At 64.6% G+C, this 17,994-nt stretch carries 17 protein-coding genes; 10 read left to right on the top strand and 7 right to left on the bottom strand.

All coding sequences use genetic code 11. The features are described 5' to 3' along the window. The first annotated feature begins 233 nt into the window (after window positions 1-233). The 3 genes from ASE52_RS21740 to ASE52_RS21750 are packed head-to-tail and all read left to right on the top strand — an operon-like array spanning window position 234 to window position 3,187. On the top strand, window positions 234-800 hold the full coding sequence (locus ASE52_RS21740; protein ID WP_029413957.1) for a TRAP transporter small permease: 567 nt from the start codon (window positions 234-236) through the stop codon (window positions 798-800). After that, window positions 797-2,095 (top strand): TRAP transporter large permease, encoded by a 1,299-nt coding sequence (locus ASE52_RS21745; protein WP_010462464.1) that lies wholly within the window; start codon window positions 797-799, stop codon window positions 2,093-2,095. The genes ASE52_RS21740 and ASE52_RS21745 overlap by 4 nt, the downstream gene beginning before the upstream one ends. A gap of 54 nt (window positions 2,096-2,149) precedes the next feature. Beyond that, window positions 2,150-3,187 (top strand): DctP family TRAP transporter solute-binding subunit, encoded by a 1,038-nt coding sequence (locus ASE52_RS21750; RefSeq protein WP_057229149.1) that lies wholly within the window; start codon window positions 2,150-2,152, stop codon window positions 3,185-3,187. A 146-nt stretch (window positions 3,188-3,333) separates the two neighbouring features. Here the strand turns inward: ASE52_RS21750 and ASE52_RS21755 are convergent, their stop codons facing one another. The 3 genes from ASE52_RS21755 to ASE52_RS21765 form a co-directional block, all read right to left on the bottom strand. Next, the gene (locus ASE52_RS21755; RefSeq protein WP_198928144.1) at window positions 3,334-3,690 is read right to left on the bottom strand and encodes a nucleotide pyrophosphohydrolase; all 357 of its coding nucleotides are present in this window, start codon (window positions 3,688-3,690) and stop codon (window positions 3,334-3,336) included. A gap of 71 nt (window positions 3,691-3,761) precedes the next feature. After that, the gene (locus ASE52_RS21760) at window positions 3,762-4,694 is read right to left on the bottom strand and encodes a 2-hydroxyacid dehydrogenase (protein WP_057229151.1); all 933 of its coding nucleotides are present in this window, start codon (window positions 4,692-4,694) and stop codon (window positions 3,762-3,764) included. A gap of 156 nt (window positions 4,695-4,850) precedes the next feature. Further along, window positions 4,851-6,749 carry an ABC transporter ATP-binding protein/permease gene (locus tag ASE52_RS21765; RefSeq protein WP_057229153.1) on the bottom strand — a complete coding sequence of 633 codons (1,899 nt, stop codon included), beginning with the start codon at window positions 6,747-6,749 and terminating at the stop codon, window positions 4,851-4,853. Window positions 6,750-6,877: 128 nt separating this feature from the next. Here ASE52_RS21765 and ASE52_RS21770 point away from each other — a divergent pair, with 128 nt between their 5' ends. Then, complete coding sequence (locus ASE52_RS21770; RefSeq protein WP_010462475.1) at window positions 6,878-7,306, top strand: acyl-CoA thioesterase; 429 nt, start codon at window positions 6,878-6,880, stop codon at window positions 7,304-7,306. A gap of 36 nt (window positions 7,307-7,342) precedes the next feature. Here ASE52_RS21770 and ASE52_RS21775 read toward each other — a convergent pair whose 3' ends face one another. The 4 genes from ASE52_RS21775 to ASE52_RS21790 form a co-directional block, all read right to left on the bottom strand. Further along, window positions 7,343-8,308 (bottom strand): TatD family hydrolase, encoded by a 966-nt coding sequence (locus ASE52_RS21775; protein WP_057229154.1) that lies wholly within the window; start codon window positions 8,306-8,308, stop codon window positions 7,343-7,345. A 233-nt stretch (window positions 8,309-8,541) separates the two neighbouring features. Next, the gene (locus tag ASE52_RS21780; RefSeq protein ID WP_010462478.1) at window positions 8,542-9,105 is read right to left on the bottom strand and encodes a polymer-forming cytoskeletal protein; all 564 of its coding nucleotides are present in this window, start codon (window positions 9,103-9,105) and stop codon (window positions 8,542-8,544) included. A gap of 305 nt (window positions 9,106-9,410) precedes the next feature. After that, on the bottom strand, window positions 9,411-9,899 hold the full coding sequence (locus ASE52_RS21785; protein WP_010462479.1) for a thioesterase family protein: 489 nt from the start codon (window positions 9,897-9,899) through the stop codon (window positions 9,411-9,413). Between the two features lie 110 nt (window positions 9,900-10,009). Further along, window positions 10,010-10,807, bottom strand: a complete 798-nt coding sequence (locus tag ASE52_RS21790) for a crotonase/enoyl-CoA hydratase family protein (RefSeq protein ID WP_057229156.1) — start codon at window positions 10,805-10,807, stop codon at window positions 10,010-10,012. Between the two features lie 291 nt (window positions 10,808-11,098). Between ASE52_RS21790 and ASE52_RS21795 the strand changes: the two genes are divergently transcribed. The 6 genes from ASE52_RS21795 (at window position 11,099) to ASE52_RS21820 (ending at window position 17,989) form a co-directional block, all read left to right on the top strand. Next, window positions 11,099-11,974, top strand: a complete 876-nt coding sequence (locus tag ASE52_RS21795) for a branched-chain amino acid ABC transporter permease (RefSeq protein ID WP_056059365.1) — start codon at window positions 11,099-11,101, stop codon at window positions 11,972-11,974. A 3-nt stretch (window positions 11,975-11,977) separates the two neighbouring features. Next, on the top strand, window positions 11,978-13,054 hold the full coding sequence (locus tag ASE52_RS21800; RefSeq protein ID WP_057229158.1) for a branched-chain amino acid ABC transporter permease: 1,077 nt from the start codon (window positions 11,978-11,980) through the stop codon (window positions 13,052-13,054). A gap of 151 nt (window positions 13,055-13,205) precedes the next feature. Continuing rightward, window positions 13,206-14,048, top strand: coding sequence for an ABC transporter ATP-binding protein (locus tag ASE52_RS21805; RefSeq protein ID WP_241777074.1), 843 nt, complete (start codon window positions 13,206-13,208; stop codon window positions 14,046-14,048). After that, a complete protein-coding gene (locus tag ASE52_RS21810) occupies window positions 14,045-14,863 on the top strand; it encodes an ABC transporter ATP-binding protein (protein ID WP_057229161.1) in 819 nt (272 codons plus the stop codon). Before ASE52_RS21805 ends, ASE52_RS21810 begins: the two co-directional genes overlap by 4 nt. A gap of 6 nt (window positions 14,864-14,869) precedes the next feature. Further along, window positions 14,870-16,726 carry a long-chain fatty acid--CoA ligase gene (locus tag ASE52_RS21815; RefSeq protein WP_057229163.1) on the top strand — a complete coding sequence of 619 codons (1,857 nt, stop codon included), beginning with the start codon at window positions 14,870-14,872 and terminating at the stop codon, window positions 16,724-16,726. A 96-nt stretch (window positions 16,727-16,822) separates the two neighbouring features. After that, entirely contained in the window at window positions 16,823-17,989 is a 1,167-nt protein-coding gene (locus ASE52_RS21820; RefSeq protein WP_057229165.1) for an ABC transporter substrate-binding protein, read from the top strand. Window positions 17,990-17,994 lie beyond the last annotated feature (5 nt).

Genomic DNA, 17,994 nt, shown 5'->3' on the forward strand with positions numbered 1-17,994 from the left:
GTGCATGCATAGCAACCAACGCATAATGGAACACAGCGCTTACCGCGCTTTTTTTGCGCTCGGGGCGTGACACGCCCCACGCCCACGGTGCACAACACCGCCGGGCGGGGCGGCTGGTGTTCGCATCACGACTTACAGCGCGATCAGGCAACCTACCTGTCTTTGCCTGCCGCTGCGGATTCATCCTTGTTGGCACAAGTCCCGCGCACGCTTTTTCTCTTCCACCCTGCCCCATGTCCTCCTCTCCCCCCCCAGGGCCTTCGGCCGACGCATCGCCCGACACCACAAGCCCCGAGGCCGAGCCCCGTTCGCTGCGCCTTGAAGACTGGCTCACAGTCATCGTGATGGCCGCCCTGGCCCTGATCACCTTTGCCAACGTGCTGGTGCGCTATTTCACCAACTCGTCTTTTGCCTGGACCGAGGAAATTTCGGTCTTCCTGATGATTGTTCTGGCCCTGGTGGCGGGCTCTGCAGCCGTGGCGCGCGACCAGCACATCCGCATCGAATACTTTGCCGAAGGCGGCTCGGCCCTGCGCCGCAAGCGGCTGGCCCAACTCGGCGCCGTCACCGTGGCCGTGCTGTTCGGGCTGATCGCCGTGCTCAGCGTGCGCGTGGTGTGGGACGACTACCGCTTTGGCGAGACCTCGCCCGGCATCGGCGTGCCGCAATGGTGGTACTCGATCTGGCTGCCAGTGTTGTCCACGCTGATCGCCGCCCGCGCCGTCGGCGTGCTGCTGCGCCGCACACGCACTGAGCCCGAAGCAGCGGCCGCAGAAGCCACCCGGGACGGCCAGCCATGATCGCCACCCTGTTGTTCGTGGCCTTCCTGGGCCTGATGTTCGTGGGCGTGCCCATCGGCGCTGCCCTGGGGCTGGCCGGTGCCGCCGCCATCGCGTTGGCCAATGCCGACAGCCAGTGGTTCGGTCTGCTGGCCGTGCCGCAGAACTTCTACGCGGGCCTGGGCAAATACCCGCTGCTGGCCATCCCGATGTTCGTGCTGGTCGGATCCATCTTCGACCGCTCGGGCGTCGCGCTGCGCCTCGTGAACTTTGCCGTGGCCATCGTCGGGCGCGGCCCGGGCATGCTGCCGCTGGTGGCCATTGTGGTGGCCATGTTTCTCGGGGGCATCTCGGGCTCTGGCCCGGCCAACGCCGCCGCGGTGGGGGGCGTGATGATCGCCGCCATGTCGCGCGCGGGTTACCCACCCTCATTCTCGGCCAGCGTGGTGGGGGCCGCAGCCGCCACCGACATCCTGATCCCGCCCTCCGTCGCCTTCATCATCTACTCGGTGCTGGTGCCGGGCGCCTCGGTGCCCGCGCTGTTTGCGGCGGGCATGATCCCGGGCATCCTGGCAGGGATTGCGCTGGTCATCCCGGCGGTGTGGATGGCGCGCAAGCACAAGATGGGTGCGCTGGAAGCCACCATGCCCCGCCCGCCGTTCTGGAAGAGCCTGCGCGAGGCCACCTGGGGCCTGGCCGCACCCGTGCTGATCCTGGGCGGCATGCGCGCCGGCTGGTTCACGCCAACCGAGGCGGCCGTGGTGGCGGTGTTCTACGGCCTGTTCGTGGGCATGGTGATCCACCGCACGATCAAGGTGCGCGACCTGTTCCCCATCCTGCGCGAGTCGGGTGAACTGTCGGCCGTGATTTTGCTGGTGGTGTCGCTTGCGGGCATCTTTGCGTATTCGCTGTCCACGCTGGGCGTGATCGACCCGGTGGCCAACGCCATCGTGAACTCGGGCCTGGGTGAGTACGGCGTGCTGGCGCTGCTCATCGTGCTGCTCATCACCGTGGGCATGTTCCTCGACGGCATCTCGATCTTCCTGATCTTCGTGCCACTGCTGCTGCCCATCATGCAGTTCTACAAGTGGGACCCGGTCTGGTTCGGCGTGATCCTGACCCTCAAGGTGGCGCTGGGCCAATTCACCCCGCCGCTGGCCGTGAACCTCATGGTCTCGTGCCGCATTGCCGGCGTGCGCATGGAATCGACCGTGCGCTGGGTGGGCTGGATGCTGTTTGCCATGTTCCTGGTGATGGTGCTCGTGATCGCCTTCCCGCAACTGGCCCTGTGGCTGCCTGCCAAACTCGGATATTGATTGATTGATTGATTGACTAACTGACGGACTAATTTCTACAAGGAGACTGACACCATGAAACTGCGCACCTTCCTCACTTCCGCCGCGGCTGCTGCCGCAGCGCTGGCCTTCACCGCACCCGCCGCCATGGCGCAAACCGCGTACAAGAGCGAATACCGCATGTCGCTGGTGCTGGGCCCTGCGTTCCCCTGGGGCAAGGGCGGCGAGCTGTGGGCCAACAAGGTCCGCGAGCGCACCAGCGGCCGCATCAACATCAAGCTGTACCCCGGCGTCTCGCTGATCCAGGGCGACCAGACGCGCGAATTTTCAGCGCTGCGCCAGGGCGTGATCGACATGGCCGTGGGCTCCACCATCAACTGGTCGCCCCAGGTCAAGCAGCTCAACCTGTTCTCGCTGCCCTTCCTGTTCCCCGACTACGCCGCTGTGGACGCGGTGACGCAGGGCGACGTGGGCAAGAGCATCTTTGCCACGCTGGACAAGGCGGGTGTGGTGCCATTGGCCTGGGGTGAAAACGGGTACCGCGAAATCTCCAACTCCAAGAAGGCGATCAAGACCCCCGAAGACCTGAAGGGCCTGAAGATCCGCGTGGTGGGCTCGCCCCTGTTCCTGGACACCTTCACCGCGCTGGGCGCCAACCCCACACAAATGAGCTGGGCCGATGCACAGCCCGCATTTGCCAGCGGCGCCGTGGACGGACAGGAAAACCCGTTGTCGATCTTCACCGCCGCCAAGCTGCACAGCGTGGCGCAAAAACACATCACGCTGTGGGGCTACGTGAATGACCCGCTGATCTTTGTCGTCAACAAGGACATCTGGGCATCCTGGACCCCCGCCGACCGCGAGATCGTCAAGCAGGCTGCCATCGACGCCGGCAAGGAAGAAATCGCCCTGGCCCGCAAAGGCGTGATCGAGGCCGACAAGCCGCTGCTCAAGGACATCGGCGCTTTGGGCGTGACGGTGACCCAGCTGAGCCCTGCCGAGCGCGCCGCTTTTGTGAAGGCCACACGCCCCGTGTACGACAAGTGGAAGGGCCAGATCGGCGCTGACCTCGTGACCTCGGCCGAGAAGGCGATTGCGGCGCGCAAGCAGTAAACCCAACGCTGATTCGGCAAAGCCCCAAAAAGCCCCGCTGCGGCGGGGCTTTTCATGTGCGTTGGACGATAGCCTGTCTCAAGCCAACTGCTTCACTATTGATAGCAATTAGCGCTTATCAGAAAAGCGCCAGAGGCACTTTACCCTCAAATTTCACGACTGTCCAAGGCCGGATCCACAACGCGCGGCGCCGGGTGCTTGACGGCATTCTTGCGCAGCTTGTTCTCCACCGCCTGCGCCAGGTCCACGCCCGCGTGGTCGGCGATCTGCAGCAGGTACAGCAGCACATCGGCCACCTCGTCGGCAACGGGTTCTGTGAGCGCCGGGTCATCGCGCGCCGCCAGCGACTGCTCTGGTGTCATCCACTGGAAGATTTCGGCCAGCTCAGCCGCCTCCACCATGAGCGCCATGGACAGGTTCTTGGGCGTGTGAAACGGCTCCCAATGCCGCTCTGCCGCAAAAGCACGCAGCCGCGCCTGCAAGGCATCTACATCCAGCGACATCGCGATTACTCCTGATTTAATAGCTACCTGCGCTTATACATCAAGCGCTAACGGCCATTTAGACTCAGATTCTAGAGAGGTGAGACTGGCGCCTCGCCCGCAAAGTGCCGGCGCGCGTTCTCCACAAACCGGTCCACCGACGCCTGCACGGCTTCGGGCGACCAGCCGGCCACGTGCGGGGTGAGCACCACGGTGTCCAGCGCCACCAGTTCGGCCGGAGGCGCGGGCTCGCTCTCATACACATCCAGGCCCGCACCGGCGATGCGTCCGTCCTTCAGCGCCAACGCCAGCGCCTGGGTGTCGATCACGCTGCCGCGCGCGATGTTGACCACATAGCCACGCGGGCCGAGGGCGTTGAGCACTTGGGCGTTGACCAGGTGCCGCGTACCCCCTCCACCCGGCGTGGCCACCACCAGAAAATCCGCCCAGGCCGCCAGCGCCGTCACATCGGCAAAGTAGGTGTACGGCACATCGGTGCGCGGGCTGCGGTTGTGGTAACCCACCTCCACCTCAAAGCCCAGCGCGCGCTGCGCGATCTTCTTGCCAATGGTGCCCAGGCCGATGACGCCAAGGCGTTTGTGCGACACGTTGGGCGGCAGCGGGAGCGCCGTGCGCCACACACCCTCCCGCGTGAGCTGGTCGAGCTTGGGGATGCCACGCACCGCAGCAATCAGCAGCCCCCAGGCATGGTCGGCCACGCAGTCGTCGTTGGTGCCCGCACCGTTGGCCACCACAATGCCGCGCGCCTTGGCGTGCTGCACGGCAATGTTCTCGTAACCCGCGCCCAGCGCGCAGATCAGTGACAACCGGGGCAGCGCGTCGATCTGCGCCACGCTCAAGCCCGTGGAGCCAATGGTCAGCACCGCCGTGATGCGTTCGCCGTGTGTGGCAATGGCCGCTGCGGCCTGAGGGGCATCGGGGGTGTAGATCAGATCGAACGACTGCGACAGCTGGGCGCAGTGTTCTTCGGAGAGGAACATGAGGGCGAGCAGGACAGGTTTCATGGGAGGGATGAGAAGGTCAAATTGAAAGAGCGAATGCAATGAGGAACGAAATCTCAGTCCCCCCAAAGTGTCCCGGAGTGACGCCGTAAAACTGGCGCGGCGCTATGGCGAGGACGGCCAGCAAGGGCTACCCCGCAGCAAAGGCCGTCGTCCCCCTCAGGGGGAAGGTGCCGAAGGCGACTCAGGGGGAGCCACATCCAGGGGAGCTTCTTGTTGCAATGCCCACATGCTGGCATAGCGCCCGCGCTGGGCCAGCAGTTGGGCGTGCGTACCGCGCTCGATGATGCGGCCAGCATCCATGACCAAGATTTCATGCGCGTCCACCACGGTGGACAGGCGGTGCGCGATCACCAGCGTGGTCTTGTTCTGCGCCACGCTCTGCAGCTCGGCCTGGATGGCGCGTTCGTTGGCCGAGTCGAGCGCCGAGGTCGCCTCGTCAAAGATCAGGATGGGCGGGTTCTTGAGCAAGGTGCGCGCAATGGCCACGCGCTGCTTTTCGCCCCCCGACAGCTTGAGCCCGCGCTCACCCACCATGGTGCCGTAGCCCTTGGGTGTGCTGGCAATGAAGTCGTGGATGCGGGCAGACTTCGCGGCGGCCTCCACCTCGGCCTGGCTGGCACCAGGGCGGCCATAGGCGATGTTGTAGGCCACGGTGTCATTGAACAGCACCGTGTCTTGCGGCACGATGCCGATGGCCTGGCGCACGCTCGACTGTGTCACGCCACGGATCTCCTGCCCCGCAATGGTGATGCGGCCCTGCTGGATGTCGTAGAAGCGGAAGAGCAGCCGCGCCAGCGTGGACTTGCCCGAGCCCGAGGGCCCGACCACGGCCACGGTCTTGCCCGCCGGGATCTCGAAGCTGATGCCCTGCAGGATGGGGCGGCCGCTGCGGAGGTCGCCGCCCTTGCGCACATCGTAGGCAAAGTGCACGTCCTCGAAGCGCACGGTGGACTGGTCCAGCCCGGCCAGGGGCAAGGCCCCAGGCGCATCGGCCACCTCGCGCTCCTTGTCCATGAGCGTGAACATCTTGTCCAGGTCGGTCAGGCTCTGCTTGATCTCGCGGTAGATCACGCCCAGGAAGTTGAGCGGGATATACAGCTGGATCATGAAGGCGTTGACCATGACGAGGTCGCCCAGCGTCATGCGGCCATCGACCACGCCCTGCGTGGCCCGCCAAAGCATGGCCACCAGCCCGGCAGCAATGATGAGCTGCTGCCCCGTGTTGAGCAGGGACAGCGTGGTCTGGCTCTTGAGCCGCGCGCGGCGCAGGCGCTCCAGGCTTTCGTCGTAGCGGCGGGCCTCAAAGCCTTCGTTGTTGAAATACTTGACCGTTTCGTAGTTGAGCAGCGAATCCACGGCCTTGGAGTGCGCGGCCGAGTCGAATTCGTTGGCCTCGCGGCGGAACTGCGTGCGCCACTCGGTCACCAGCACCGTGAAGGTGATGTACAGCGCCAGCGCCGCCAGCGTGATCCACGCAAACCAAGCGTCGAACTTGATGGCCAGCACCGACAGCACCAGCACCACCTCGACCAGCGTGGCCACCACATTGAACAGCGTGAACGAGATCAGCGACTCGATGCCCCGCACGCCGCGCTCGATGTCGCGGGTCATGCCGCCGGTCTGCCGCTCCAGGTGAAACCGCAGGCTCAGGGCATGCAGGTGCTCAAAGGTCTGCAGCGCAATCGAGCGCGCCGCGCCCTGCGTGGCCTTGGCGAACACCAGTTCGCGCAGCTCGGTAAAAAACGAGGTGGACAGCCGCAGGCCGCCATAGGCCACCAGCAACCCCACCGGCACCACCAGCAGCGCAGCGGGATCGCCGGGCTTGAAGCTCATGGCATCCACCAGCGTCTTGAGCAGGATGGGCACACCCACATTGGCGAACTTGGCGCCGATCATGAACACGATGGCGGCAATCACGCGCCACTTGTATTGCCACAGGTAGGGCAAAAGCCGGTGCAAGGTGGCCCAGTCGGACGGGACCGGCACAGGGCTGGCGGCCGTGCCACTGGCGGTGGCACTGGGAGCGGTGGGGGCAGTTTCGCCGTGGTGGCGCATGGGGGACAATTCCGGTTGTTGTTTTTACCGACCCGGCTGATGCCCAGGTGGTTTTTGCAGGGCGCAAGCCCCTTGCGAAACCACCGGTTTCCCCAAGGATTGGCTCAGCCCCAACCGAGATTGTGCCCATGTCCGCCGTTTTCAGCCCGCCACCCGCCGCATTACCCACCGACAAGGAGCTGGTGCTCAAGGTCATCCCCATGCCCGCCGACACCAATGGCAATGGCGACATCTTTGGCGGCTGGGTGATGGCGCAGGTGGACTTGGCGGGCTCGGTGCTGCCCGCGCGCTACATCCAGGGCCGCATGGCCACGGTGGCGGTCAACGAATTCATCTTCAAGCAGCCCGTGCGCGTAGGCGACATCCTGTCGTTCTTCTCGTCCATCACACGGGTGGGCAATACCTCGGTCACCGTGGAGGTGGAGGTATATGCCGAACGGTTTACCGACCAGGGCCGGTATGTGAAGGTGACCGAGGCCCGATTGACGTATGTGGCCATCGACGACCATGGGCGCCCCCGCCCCGTCCCCAAACACACACCAAACCCATCCTCTTGAAAGCCGGGCGGCGCACGTTCCCCCATTGAACGGCTCTCAGGGGCCAAGGCCCACGAGCCGCATCAGCGTGTCGCGCGCCACCTGCTGGCGCGCGGCCGGCGACAGCTGGACCAGAAACCCCTGCACGCTGGCGTACTTCATGTCGTCGCTCGACGCAGAGCGGTGGCTGGCATCGGTGCCCACCAGAAAGCGCCCGGGTTTCTGCTCGATGAGCTCAAGCCACTCGGGCCAGACCCGTACCCCGTCGCGCAGGATGGTGTAGTCCGGCGAGCGGGGATGGTGCGGCCAGGTGCGCGCACTCAGCTCATAGTAAAGATTGGGGTGCTGCTCCAGCATGCGCCGCGCCAGGAACAGCGGCGTGTACCCGCCGTGCGCCCAGATCACCGAGACATCGGGGAAACGCTGCAGCAGTTGCGAAAGCTCTGCCATGCGCGTGTTTTCCACATGCACCATCACCGGCACCTTGTGCTTGCGGGCCAGTTCCAGGATGCCGGTCATCATCGGGCCGGTCACGCCGAAGTCCGTCTCGGCGAAACCGGCGGATGGGAAATGCGCCACCGAGATCTCGCCAATGCCTTTGTAAAGTCCGGTCGCGAGCATGGCGTCCAGCTGTTTCAGCAGCTCGTCGCTGTGCTGCTCCCAGTGTGGGCGGTACGCCGTGCGTTCGGGCGATATCGACGCAAACGGGATCAACACGCCGGGGTGCTGGCGCGCGGCCTCGGCCACCGATTCATTGCTGCTGCGCCCGCCCCAGAACACCACCGCATGGCTGGCCCCCCAGCGTGCCATCAACTCCAGTTGCATCGGCAGGCTGTTGAGGTGCACATGGGCATCCACAAACGGGGTGAGGGGGCTTGCTGCGGGGGGTGCGGGCACGGGGGTCTGTGCCGCGTCGAGCTGCACAGGCTGCCGGGTGCGCCGCACCGGCTCAGAGGACTCAGCCTGCGGCCAGGCGCCCTGCGAAGCCAGGAGGAGGCACGCGGCAAGGAGGACTCGCGTCATGGTGGCAATGGCGCGCGGGGGCGCGTGTGGAAGTGGAGAAGGGCTGCGGAAATTCTACAAAGATGTTTCCGTGCCGGACCAGGTCCAGTCCTCATGCCGGCGCCGTCCACCCTCGCACCACATAGCCCATCCCTTTTTCCACCGACGCAGACGGCAACAGGCACCCGGGCCACCCGCCAAACCGGGCCGCCGCAGGTGCCTGCGAATTTGTCGATTTGTGGAGGCAGCGCCGATCAGGCGGCCATGGCTGCAGGCTCTGCCCGCAGCGGCGCCGAGGACGTGCGCTGCGCGCCAGACAAGGACACACCATTGGCAAAGCCGGCTTCGATCTCACCCGCCAGCTGGCCGCCCTCTTCCACCACCAGCTTGCCGTAGCGGATCTTGCCGTTGACCTTGCCGGTACTGTAGATCACCAGCTTCTGGCGCACGGTGAGCGTGCCGTTGAACTCGCCGTGGATCTCTGCAATGTCGATCTCGGCCGAGCCCTTGAAGGCACCATGCTCCGAGATCTGGATCACGCGCGAATCCATGGTGGCTTCGACCGTGCCTTCGACCACGAGGGTGTCGCAATCGGTAATTTCCACGCCTTTGAGCTTGATGTTCGGGCCCACCGTGAGCTTGCTGCCCGAGCTGTCGCTGCTGCTGGCGGCCTTGGGGACTGCCGGGCTGGCCACCGGCTGTGCAGCCGCAGAACTGCTCGCTGCCGAGCCCCCCAATACGGAGCCTGAAGTGGTGCTGCTACGGGGTTGGAACGACTCGGGTTCACGCTTGCCAAAGAAGGGGTTTTGCACGGCCATCAGATCTCCTTGAAAAGAGAGTCATCGTAGGTACCGCGCCCCGTGAAAGATGCCTTCGTTACGCAAGAACGGTAACCAAACGGTTCGCTCGTAGCATGCGCTTGCAAGGCTTGCGGGATCACACATCCAGCGTGTGCCACAGCCCGGCGCCGAACTTGCCCGGCATGGTGGGGCGAAATCGGGCACGACGCAGGCAACTGGCGCTCCCCAAGGCCAGGGCCACCGTGGAACTGGATTGGCCAAGCCACCGCTGCTGGCGTCACCCTTGCTGGAAGGCGCCGCAGGCGGCCCGGGGGACAGCTGGACTAGGACACTATATAAGCCGCAGCCCCCGCCGACATGATCTGCCCATCCGGCCCCAGAAACTCCATGCGCGTGGTTGCCACGCGCGAGCCCAGGCGCAGCACCTGCGCGCGCAGCTCGAAATGGCTGCCGATACCGGGGCGCAGGTAGTCGATGCGCAGGTCGATGGTGCCCAGCTTGGCAAAACGGTGCAGGCGCTGCTCGGGGGCTTCGTCCAGGTGTTTGGCGCCAATGGCGGCCATCACCGCCAGACCGCCCATGGCGTCGAGCCCGGCGCTGATCACGCCTCCGTGAATACGGTTGTAGGCGTAGTGGCCCACCAGGTCCGGCTTCATGTCGATGCGGCCCACCACGCCATCGGCTGCCAGCGAGGTGATCTTGAGGCCCAGCACCTGGTTGAACACAATCTTTTCTTCAAAAATGGACTTGAGCCCGGCGATGAACTCAGGCTCAAAGGCTTGTGGGGGTGGGGTGGCGATGGACTTGCTCATGGGTCTCCTGGGGGTCAATACCGGATGGTGCGTGCAATCGAAACCATCCAGTTACTCCTGATTTTGTAGCTGTGTACGCTTATTAGATAAGCGCCAGCGGCCATTTTTATCTAAAACTGGCCATGGCGCCCTTGCCCCGAGGCAAAACGCGAGGCACCGCGCAGTGCTTCGGCCAGGCATTCGCGGCCACCGGCCCATTCCTGCAGCAAGGCTTGCTGTAACGGCAGGCCTCCAGCGGCGAGCGCGCTGGCGCGGTCCGCGCGCAACGTGGCCTGCGGGAAGGCCGCGATTTCGCGGGCCAGCGCCAGGGCTGCATCCAGCGCCTGTCCTGCAGGCACCACCCGGTTGCACAGCCCCATGCGCAGGGCTTCTGCCGACTCCACCTTGCGCCCCGTCAGGATCAGGTCCAGCGCGTGCGACAGCCCAATGAGGCGTGGCAAGCGCACCGTGCCGCCGTCGATCAGCGGCACACCAAACCTGCGGCAGAACACGCCCAGGTACGCGTCCTCCGCCATCACGCGCAGGTCGCACCACAGCGCCAGCTCCATGCCGCCGGCCACGGCGGCGCCCTCTATTGCGGCGATCACCGGCTTGGACAGATGCAGGCGGCTCGGTCCCATAGGCCCCGGCGGATGGACCACGTCGGGAGGGAAGTCGAGCGTCTCTGCCAGCGCCTCGGGGGCGACGCCGTCGGCCAGCAAGCGCGCGCCCGACTGCAGATCCCAGCCCGCACAAAAATGCCCGCCAGCGCCCTGGAACACCGCCACATCGGCACTTTCATCGTGCTCAAAAGCCACGAAGGCCGCATGCAGCGCGCGGGCGGTGTCGGCATCCACCGCGTTGCGCACATCAGGCCGGCGCAATGTCACCAGCGTGACACCGCCTTGCGTTTCAACCTCTACGGACATGCGGCTCTCCTGTGGCCCTGTGCTCAGAACCTGTTCCCCCACCCGACGTTACTCCTATTGCGCAGGGTGCAGCGCTGCGTCAATATCCGCCGCTACCCGCTCGCCCACCCCATCAGGGTTAGCCCCGAGTGCGGTATGCACAGCACGCGTGCACCATTATTTATGCAAAGCAATCGCTTTGCAAAAATATTCTGCAGGACCTGCGCAAGCAACGATGCACCTGGCACATGCCCACAAGGCATATGCCCCGCTCTTACCCGCTTTGCGTATCACTTATTCTGGAGAGCCAGTGTGCAATTTGTGCAACTGTTGATCAGCGGTGTCTCACAGGGATGCATCTACGGGCTGATCGCGCTCGGGTTCGTGCTTATCTACAAAGCCACGGAGACCGTGAGCTTTGCCCAGGGCGAACTCATGATGCTGGGCGCGTTCTGCGGCCTCGCGCTCATGACGGTGCTGGGCTTTCCCTTCTGGGTGGCCGTGCTCGCCAGCATCCTGGCCATGGGCTGCTTTGGCGTGGTGCTGGAGCGCGCCGTGATCCGTCCCATCCTGGGCCAGCCCGCCTTCTCCATCGTCATGCTCACCATCGGCATCGGCTACGTGCTGCGTGGGCTGGTGACCATGATCCCCAACATCGGCACGGAAACTCACACGCTGCCCGTGCCCTACAAGGACCTGTCGTTTCGCCTCGGTGCACTGGTGCTCAACGCCGAGCAGCTGGTGGTGATCGGTGCCACGGGCGTGTTGTGCGTGCTGCTGTTTGCCATGTTCCGCTACAGCAAGCTGGGCATCGCCATGCAGGCGTCGTCGCAGAACCAGCTGGCCGCCTACTACATGGGCATTCCGGTGCAGCGGCTCAACGGTCTGGCCTGGGGCCTGGCCGCCGCCGTGGCGGCGGTGGCAGGCCTGCTGCTGGCGCCCATTACCTTCGTGCACGCCAACATGGGGCTGATCGGCCTCAAGGCCTTCCCGGCCGCTGTGGTGGGCGGCTTTGGCAGCCTGCCGGGCGCCATCGTCGGCGGACTGGTGATCGGCATCGTCGAATCGCTCTCGGGCTTCTATCTGCCCGATGGGTTCAAGGACACGGCCGCGTACATCGTGGTGCTGATCATGCTGATGGTCAAACCCAACGGACTGTTCGGCGAGAAGCTGAGAAAGAAAGTCTGACCCATGCGCTTTCTCTTCAAGACCTCGTACGAGCAAGACATTCGCCTCGCCAAGCATGGCGGGCATGTGTTCTGGTACAGCCTGCTGTGCTTGGCCCTGGTCGCCGCGCCCTGGGTGGCGCCGGAGTATTGGCTGGCGCAGCTCACCTTTGTGCTCATCTACGCCATCGTGGGCCTGGGGCTGATGCTACTGGCGGGCTTCACCGGCTTGTTCTCGCTGGGGCACGCAGCGTTTCTGGGCGTGGGGGCGTATACGCAGGCCGTGCTCACGGGCATGGGCTGGCCGTTTGCGCTGTCGCTGGCCTGCGCGGCGGGGCTGTCAGCCGCTGTGGGCGTGGTGGTAGGCCTGCCCGCATTGCGCGTCAAGGGCATCTACCTGGGCATGGCCACGCTGTCGTTCGGGTTCATTGTGGAAGAAGTTTTTGCGCGCTGGGAGTCGGTGACCGGCGGCAACTCCGGCAAGCACCTGGTACCGCCACAAATCGCGGGCTACTCGTTCGAGACCACGGAGTCGTTCTACTTTTTGTGCCTCGTGATTGCGGTGGTCAGCACGCTGGCCATCCTGAACCTGCTGCGCTCGCCCACGGGCCGCGCGTTTGTCGCCATCCGTGATTCAGAGATCTCCGCGCAGAGCATGGGCATCCACCTGGCGCGCTACAAGACCCTGTCGTTCTCGATCTCGGCGGCGCTGGCCGGCGTGGGCGGCGCGCTGTATGCGCACAAGCTGCAGTTCATCTCGCCCGACCAGTTCAACATCCTGCAGTCCATCGACCTGCTGCTGATGATCGTGATCGGCGGGCTGGGCTCGGTGCATGGCGCCTTTCTGGGCGCAATTTTCCTGATCTCCATGCCACAGCTCATCTCCCTGGGCAAGGACTGGCTGCCGGACTCCATCGGCCAGTCACCCGGCCTGCAGGCGGTGGTGTACGGCGTCGTGCTGATCGCGTTTGTGCTGTTCGAGCCCATGGGGCTGTATGGCCGCTGGCTCAAGGTGCGCACCTGGCTGCAGATGTTCCCGTTCTACCGCAAGGGCCTGTTCAAGCGGCAGAAGTCGTTCCAGAAATCGGACAGGTTGAAATGAAACACCCCCTGAGTCGCTTCGCGCCTTCCCCCTCTCTCGACTCGCTGCGCGAGTCGGGAGGGGNGCGCGGGGGCACTGGCTCGGGGCACGCCGGTTTCAACGGCCGTGCACTCATCCCATGGAACAGTGAATGACCAACGCTGCTTTGCCCATGAACACCTCTGATTTACTTCTCAGCGCCCAGAACCTCAGCGTGCGCTTTGGCGGCGTACTGGCGGTCAACAACGTGAGCTTCGATGTGCGCCGTGGCGAGGTGTTCACCCTCATCGGCCCCAACGGCGCGGGCAAGACCACGGTGTTCAACCTCATCAGCCGCATCTACACGCCCACCACCGGCACCATCGCTTACGCGGGCCCGGGCGGCGCCCTGCTGCCGCTGACCGACCAGCCACCGCACAAGGTAGCGGGCCTGGGCATTGCGCGCACCTTCCAGAACATCGAACTCTTCGAGCACGCAAGCGTGCTGCACAACCTGCTGATCGGCCGCCACACCCGCCGCGAGACGGGCCTGTGGGCCGACATGCTCTTTACCCGCAAGGTGCGCGATGCGGAGATCCGCGCCCGAGAGAAGGCCGAGCAGGTCATCGACTTCCTCGACCTGCAGCACTACCGCGACACCATGGTGGCCGGCCTGCCGTACGGCGTGCGCAAGGTGGTGGAGCTGGCACGCGCCTTGTGCACCGAGCCACAACTGCTGCTGCTCGACGAGCCATCGTCGGGCCTGAACGTGGAGGAGACGGACGACATGGCCTTCTGGATCCAGGACATCCAGCACGAGCTGGGCATCACCGTGCTGATGGTGGAGCACGATATGTCGCTGGTCTCCAAGGTGTCCGACCGCGTGCTGGCGATGAACCAGGGCGAGGTGGTGGCCATGGGCACGCCGCGCGAGGTGCAGTCGCACCCCGGGGTGATCGAGGCCTACCTGGGCACCATCGACGATGTGAGCAACCTGCGCCGCCCGGCGGGTTCCAACCTGGGGGTTCGGGCATGAGCGCCGTACTTGCAGCCGTCCACACACCAACTGCAGCAGCGGTTGACCAGCCCCTGCTGCGCCTGCAGAACGTGGAAAGCGCCTACGGCCCCATCAAAGCCATCCGGGGCGTGAGCCTGCAGGTGCGACGGGGTGAGATCGCCGCCGTGCTGGGCAGCAACGGTGCGGGCAAGACCACCATCTTGAAAACCATCAGCGGCATCATCGACCCCCGCAAGGGCTCCATCGAATTCCAGGGCGCCGACATCACCGCCAACGACCCAGCCGCCATCGTGCGCCGGGGCCTCATGCATGTGCCCGAGGGGCGCGAGGTGTTTGCGCTGCTCTCGGTGCGCGACAACCTGCTCATGGGCGCCTACACGCGCAGCGATGCCGACGCCGTGGCTCGGGATATCGAAACGGTGTATGGCTACTTCCCCATCCTGAAGGAACGCGCCGCGCAGGACGCCGGCCTGCTCTCGGGTGGGCAACAGCAGATGCTGGCCATCTCGCGTGCGCTCATGGCCAACCCCGAACTCATCCTGCTCGACGAGCCCAGCCTGGGCCTGTCCCCCAAGCTCACCAAGGAGATCTTCGAGATCGTGGTGCGCATCAACCGTGAGCGCGGCACCACCATCCTGCTGGTGGAGCAGAACGCCAACATGGCGCTCAACGCATCGGACTACGGCTATGTGCTGGAGAACGGCCGCATCGTGATGGAAGACAGCTGCGAGCGCCTGCGCGAGAAGGACGACATCAAGGAGTTCTACCTTGGGATGAAAGATGTCGGCGTGCGCGGAGAGCGGCGCTGGAAGAAAAAGAAGACCTGGAGATAAGCGCAAATGTCTAACCTCTGGGACCTCGATCACATCCAGCCCGCAGGCACCGACGTGCTCGCGGGCGACACCATCGCCGCCATGTTCTGGAACGCCGTGGCCGAGCGCGGCCCGCGCGTGTGGATGCGCCAGAAGGAGCTGGGCATCTGGAAGAGCTGGACCTGGGACCAGACGGCCGAAGCCGTGCGGGAGATTGCGGGCGGCCTGATGTCGCTGGGTTTTGCGCCCGGCGAATGTGCATCCATCCTGTCCAACACCAACATCGAATGGGTGCTGGCCGATCTGGCCGTGCTGAGCTGCGGCGGCGTAGCCAATGGCATCTACCCCACTGACGCGGCGGCTCAGGTGCACTACCTGAGCGAAGACTCGCGCACCACGGTGCTGTTTGTGGAGGACGACGAGCAGCTCGACAAGGCGCTGGAAGTGCGCGGCGGCCTGCCCCTGCTGCGCAAGATTGTGGTGTTCGACATGGAAGGCCTGCGCAGCCTGAACGACCCCGATGTGCTGAGCCTTGCGGGCCTGCGCGAGCTGGGCAGGGCCTGGAATACGCAACACCCCGACGCGCTGATGCAGCGCGTCAAGGCCTGCCGACCCGAAGACCTGGCCATTCTGGTGTACACCTCGGGCACCACCGGCAAGCCCAAGGGCGCCATGCACACGCACGCCGCGCTCACCTACACCGTGCGCGGCTACAACACGCTGATCTCGCGCAGCGAGGCCGACGAGACCATGTGTTTTCTGCCGCTGTGCCACATCGCCGAGCGCATGGGCGGCGAATACTTTTCGCTGTACACCGGCGCGCGCCTGAACTTTGTGGAGAACCCCGACACCGTGCCCGAGAACGTGCGCGAGATCGCCCCCACTGTGTTCACCGCCGTGCCGCGCGTGTGGGAGAAGTTCTACTCCGGCGTGATGATTGCCCTGAAGGAGTCCACACGCATGCAGCAGATGGCCTATGCCTGGTCCATCGGCGTGGGTACCCGCATTGCAGATCGGGTGCTGGCGGGTCAGCCCGTGGGCGGGCCGCTGAAGCTGCAGTTCCAGCTGGCGCGCTGGCTGGCGCTGAACAATGTGCGCAAGCTCATCGGCATCCACCGCGCGCGTTTTCTCGTCACCGGCGCCGCCCCCATCTCGCCCGAACTGGTGAAGTGGTACTTGGCCCTGGGCGTGCCCATGCTGGAGGTGTGGGGCATGACGGAGACCTGCGGCGCCGCCACCGGCGTGCCCGCCAGCCGCATCAAGCCCGGCTCCATCGGCCCGGCGGCCAGCTACAACGAAGTGCGCATCGACCCCACCACGGGCGAGATCCTGGTGCGCGGCCCCAACGTGTTCAAGGGCTACCTCAACCAGCCCGAGAAGACGGCTGAAACCATCGACCCCGATGGCTGGCTACACACCGGCGATGTGGGCGCTATCGACGCCGATGGCTACCTGCGCATCACCGACCGCATGAAGGACATCATCATCACGGCGGGCGGCAAGAACATCACGCCCAGCGAGCTGGAGAACGAACTCAAGTTCAGCCCCTACATCACCGACGCGGTGGTGATTGGCGACAAGCTGCCCTACCTCACGGTGATCATCATGATCGACCAGGAGAACGTGGAGAAGTACGCGCAGGACAACGACGTGCCGTTCTCCAACTACGCCAGCCTGACCCGCACGCGCGAGGTGCAAGAGCTGATCCAGGGCGAAATCGACCGCGTGAACGCCAAGTTCGCCCGCGTGGAGCAGATCAAGAAGTTCTTCCTGCTCGACACACAGCTCACGGCCGAGGATGAAGAGCTGACACCCACCATGAAGCTCAAGCGCAAGCTGGTGCAGCAGAAGTACGCACCGCAGATCGAGGCCATGTACCGCTAGGCGGTGTGCGCCAAGTGGCGCGCGGCATAGGGAAAGTGCTGGTGCCCCACCCCGGGCATCGTTCTATAACGACTGATCCATTCAAGGAGACGTGCCATGAAACTTCATCACATTGCCGCGCTGGCCATCGTGGCCATGGCCGGCGGTGCTGCGCAGGCGCAGCCCAGCCAGGGCGTGAGCAAGGACACCATCACGCTGGGGTCCATCCAGGATCTGTCGGGCCCGCTGGCGGGTTTTGGCAAGCAGGTGCGGCTGGGCATGATGCTGCGCGTGGACGAGGCCAACGAGCAAGGCGGCGTCAACGGCCGCAAGCTCGACCTGAAGGTGGAAGACTCGGGCTACGACCCCAAGAAAGCCGTGTTGGCCGCGCAAAAGCTCGTGAACCAGGACAAGATCTTCATGATGGTCGCGCACATCGGCACCGCGCAAAACCTGGCTGCCATGCCGGTGCAGTTCAGCAAGAACGTGATCAACTTCTTCCCGGTGACAGCCGCGCGGGAAATGTACGAGCCCTTCCACAAGCTCAAGTATTCGTTTGCCGCCACCTACTACGACCAGATCCGCCTCGCCGCGCCCAAGCTCATCAAGGAAAAAGGCGCGAAAAAGATCTGCACCATCTACCAGGACGATGAGTTTGGCCTGGAGGTGATGCGCGGGGGCGAAGCGGCACTCAAGTCCATGGGCATGGACTTCACCGAGAAGACCTCGTACAAGCGCGGCGCCACCGACTTCTCTTCACAGGTCGCCAAGATGAAGTCGTCCGAATGCGACTTCGTGATCCTGGGCACCATCATCCGCGAGACCATCGGCACGATTGGCGAGGCGCGCAAGACGGGCTTCAACCCCACCTTCCTGGGCTCCAGCGCCGCCTACACCGACCTCATCCACAAGCTGGGCGGCAAGCCCATGGATGGGCTGTACGCCACCATGACGGTGCAACACCCCTACCTGGATGAAGCCAGCCAGCCCATCCGCTTCTGGGCCAACAAGTACAAGACCAAGTTCAACGAAGACCCCACCGTGTTCTCGGTCTACGGCTACAACGCCATCGACGCCTTCATCAAGGCGGCCCAGAAGGCAGGCCCCAACCTGAGCACCGACAGCTTCATCAAGGCCATGGACACCATGGTGATTCCGCCCGACATGTTCGGCAGCGCCGAGGGCACCTTTGGCCCACAAAAGCGCCTGGGCAGCGATCTTTCGCGCCTGTCGCAGATCACGGACGGCAAGTGGAAGGTAGTCTCCGACTACGTCAAGCCATGAGCGCC

Origin of the sequence: Acidovorax sp. Root275 (assembly GCF_001428965.1) — a bacterium.
Taxonomy (GTDB): domain Bacteria; phylum Pseudomonadota; class Gammaproteobacteria; order Burkholderiales; family Burkholderiaceae_C; genus Acidovorax; species Acidovorax radicis.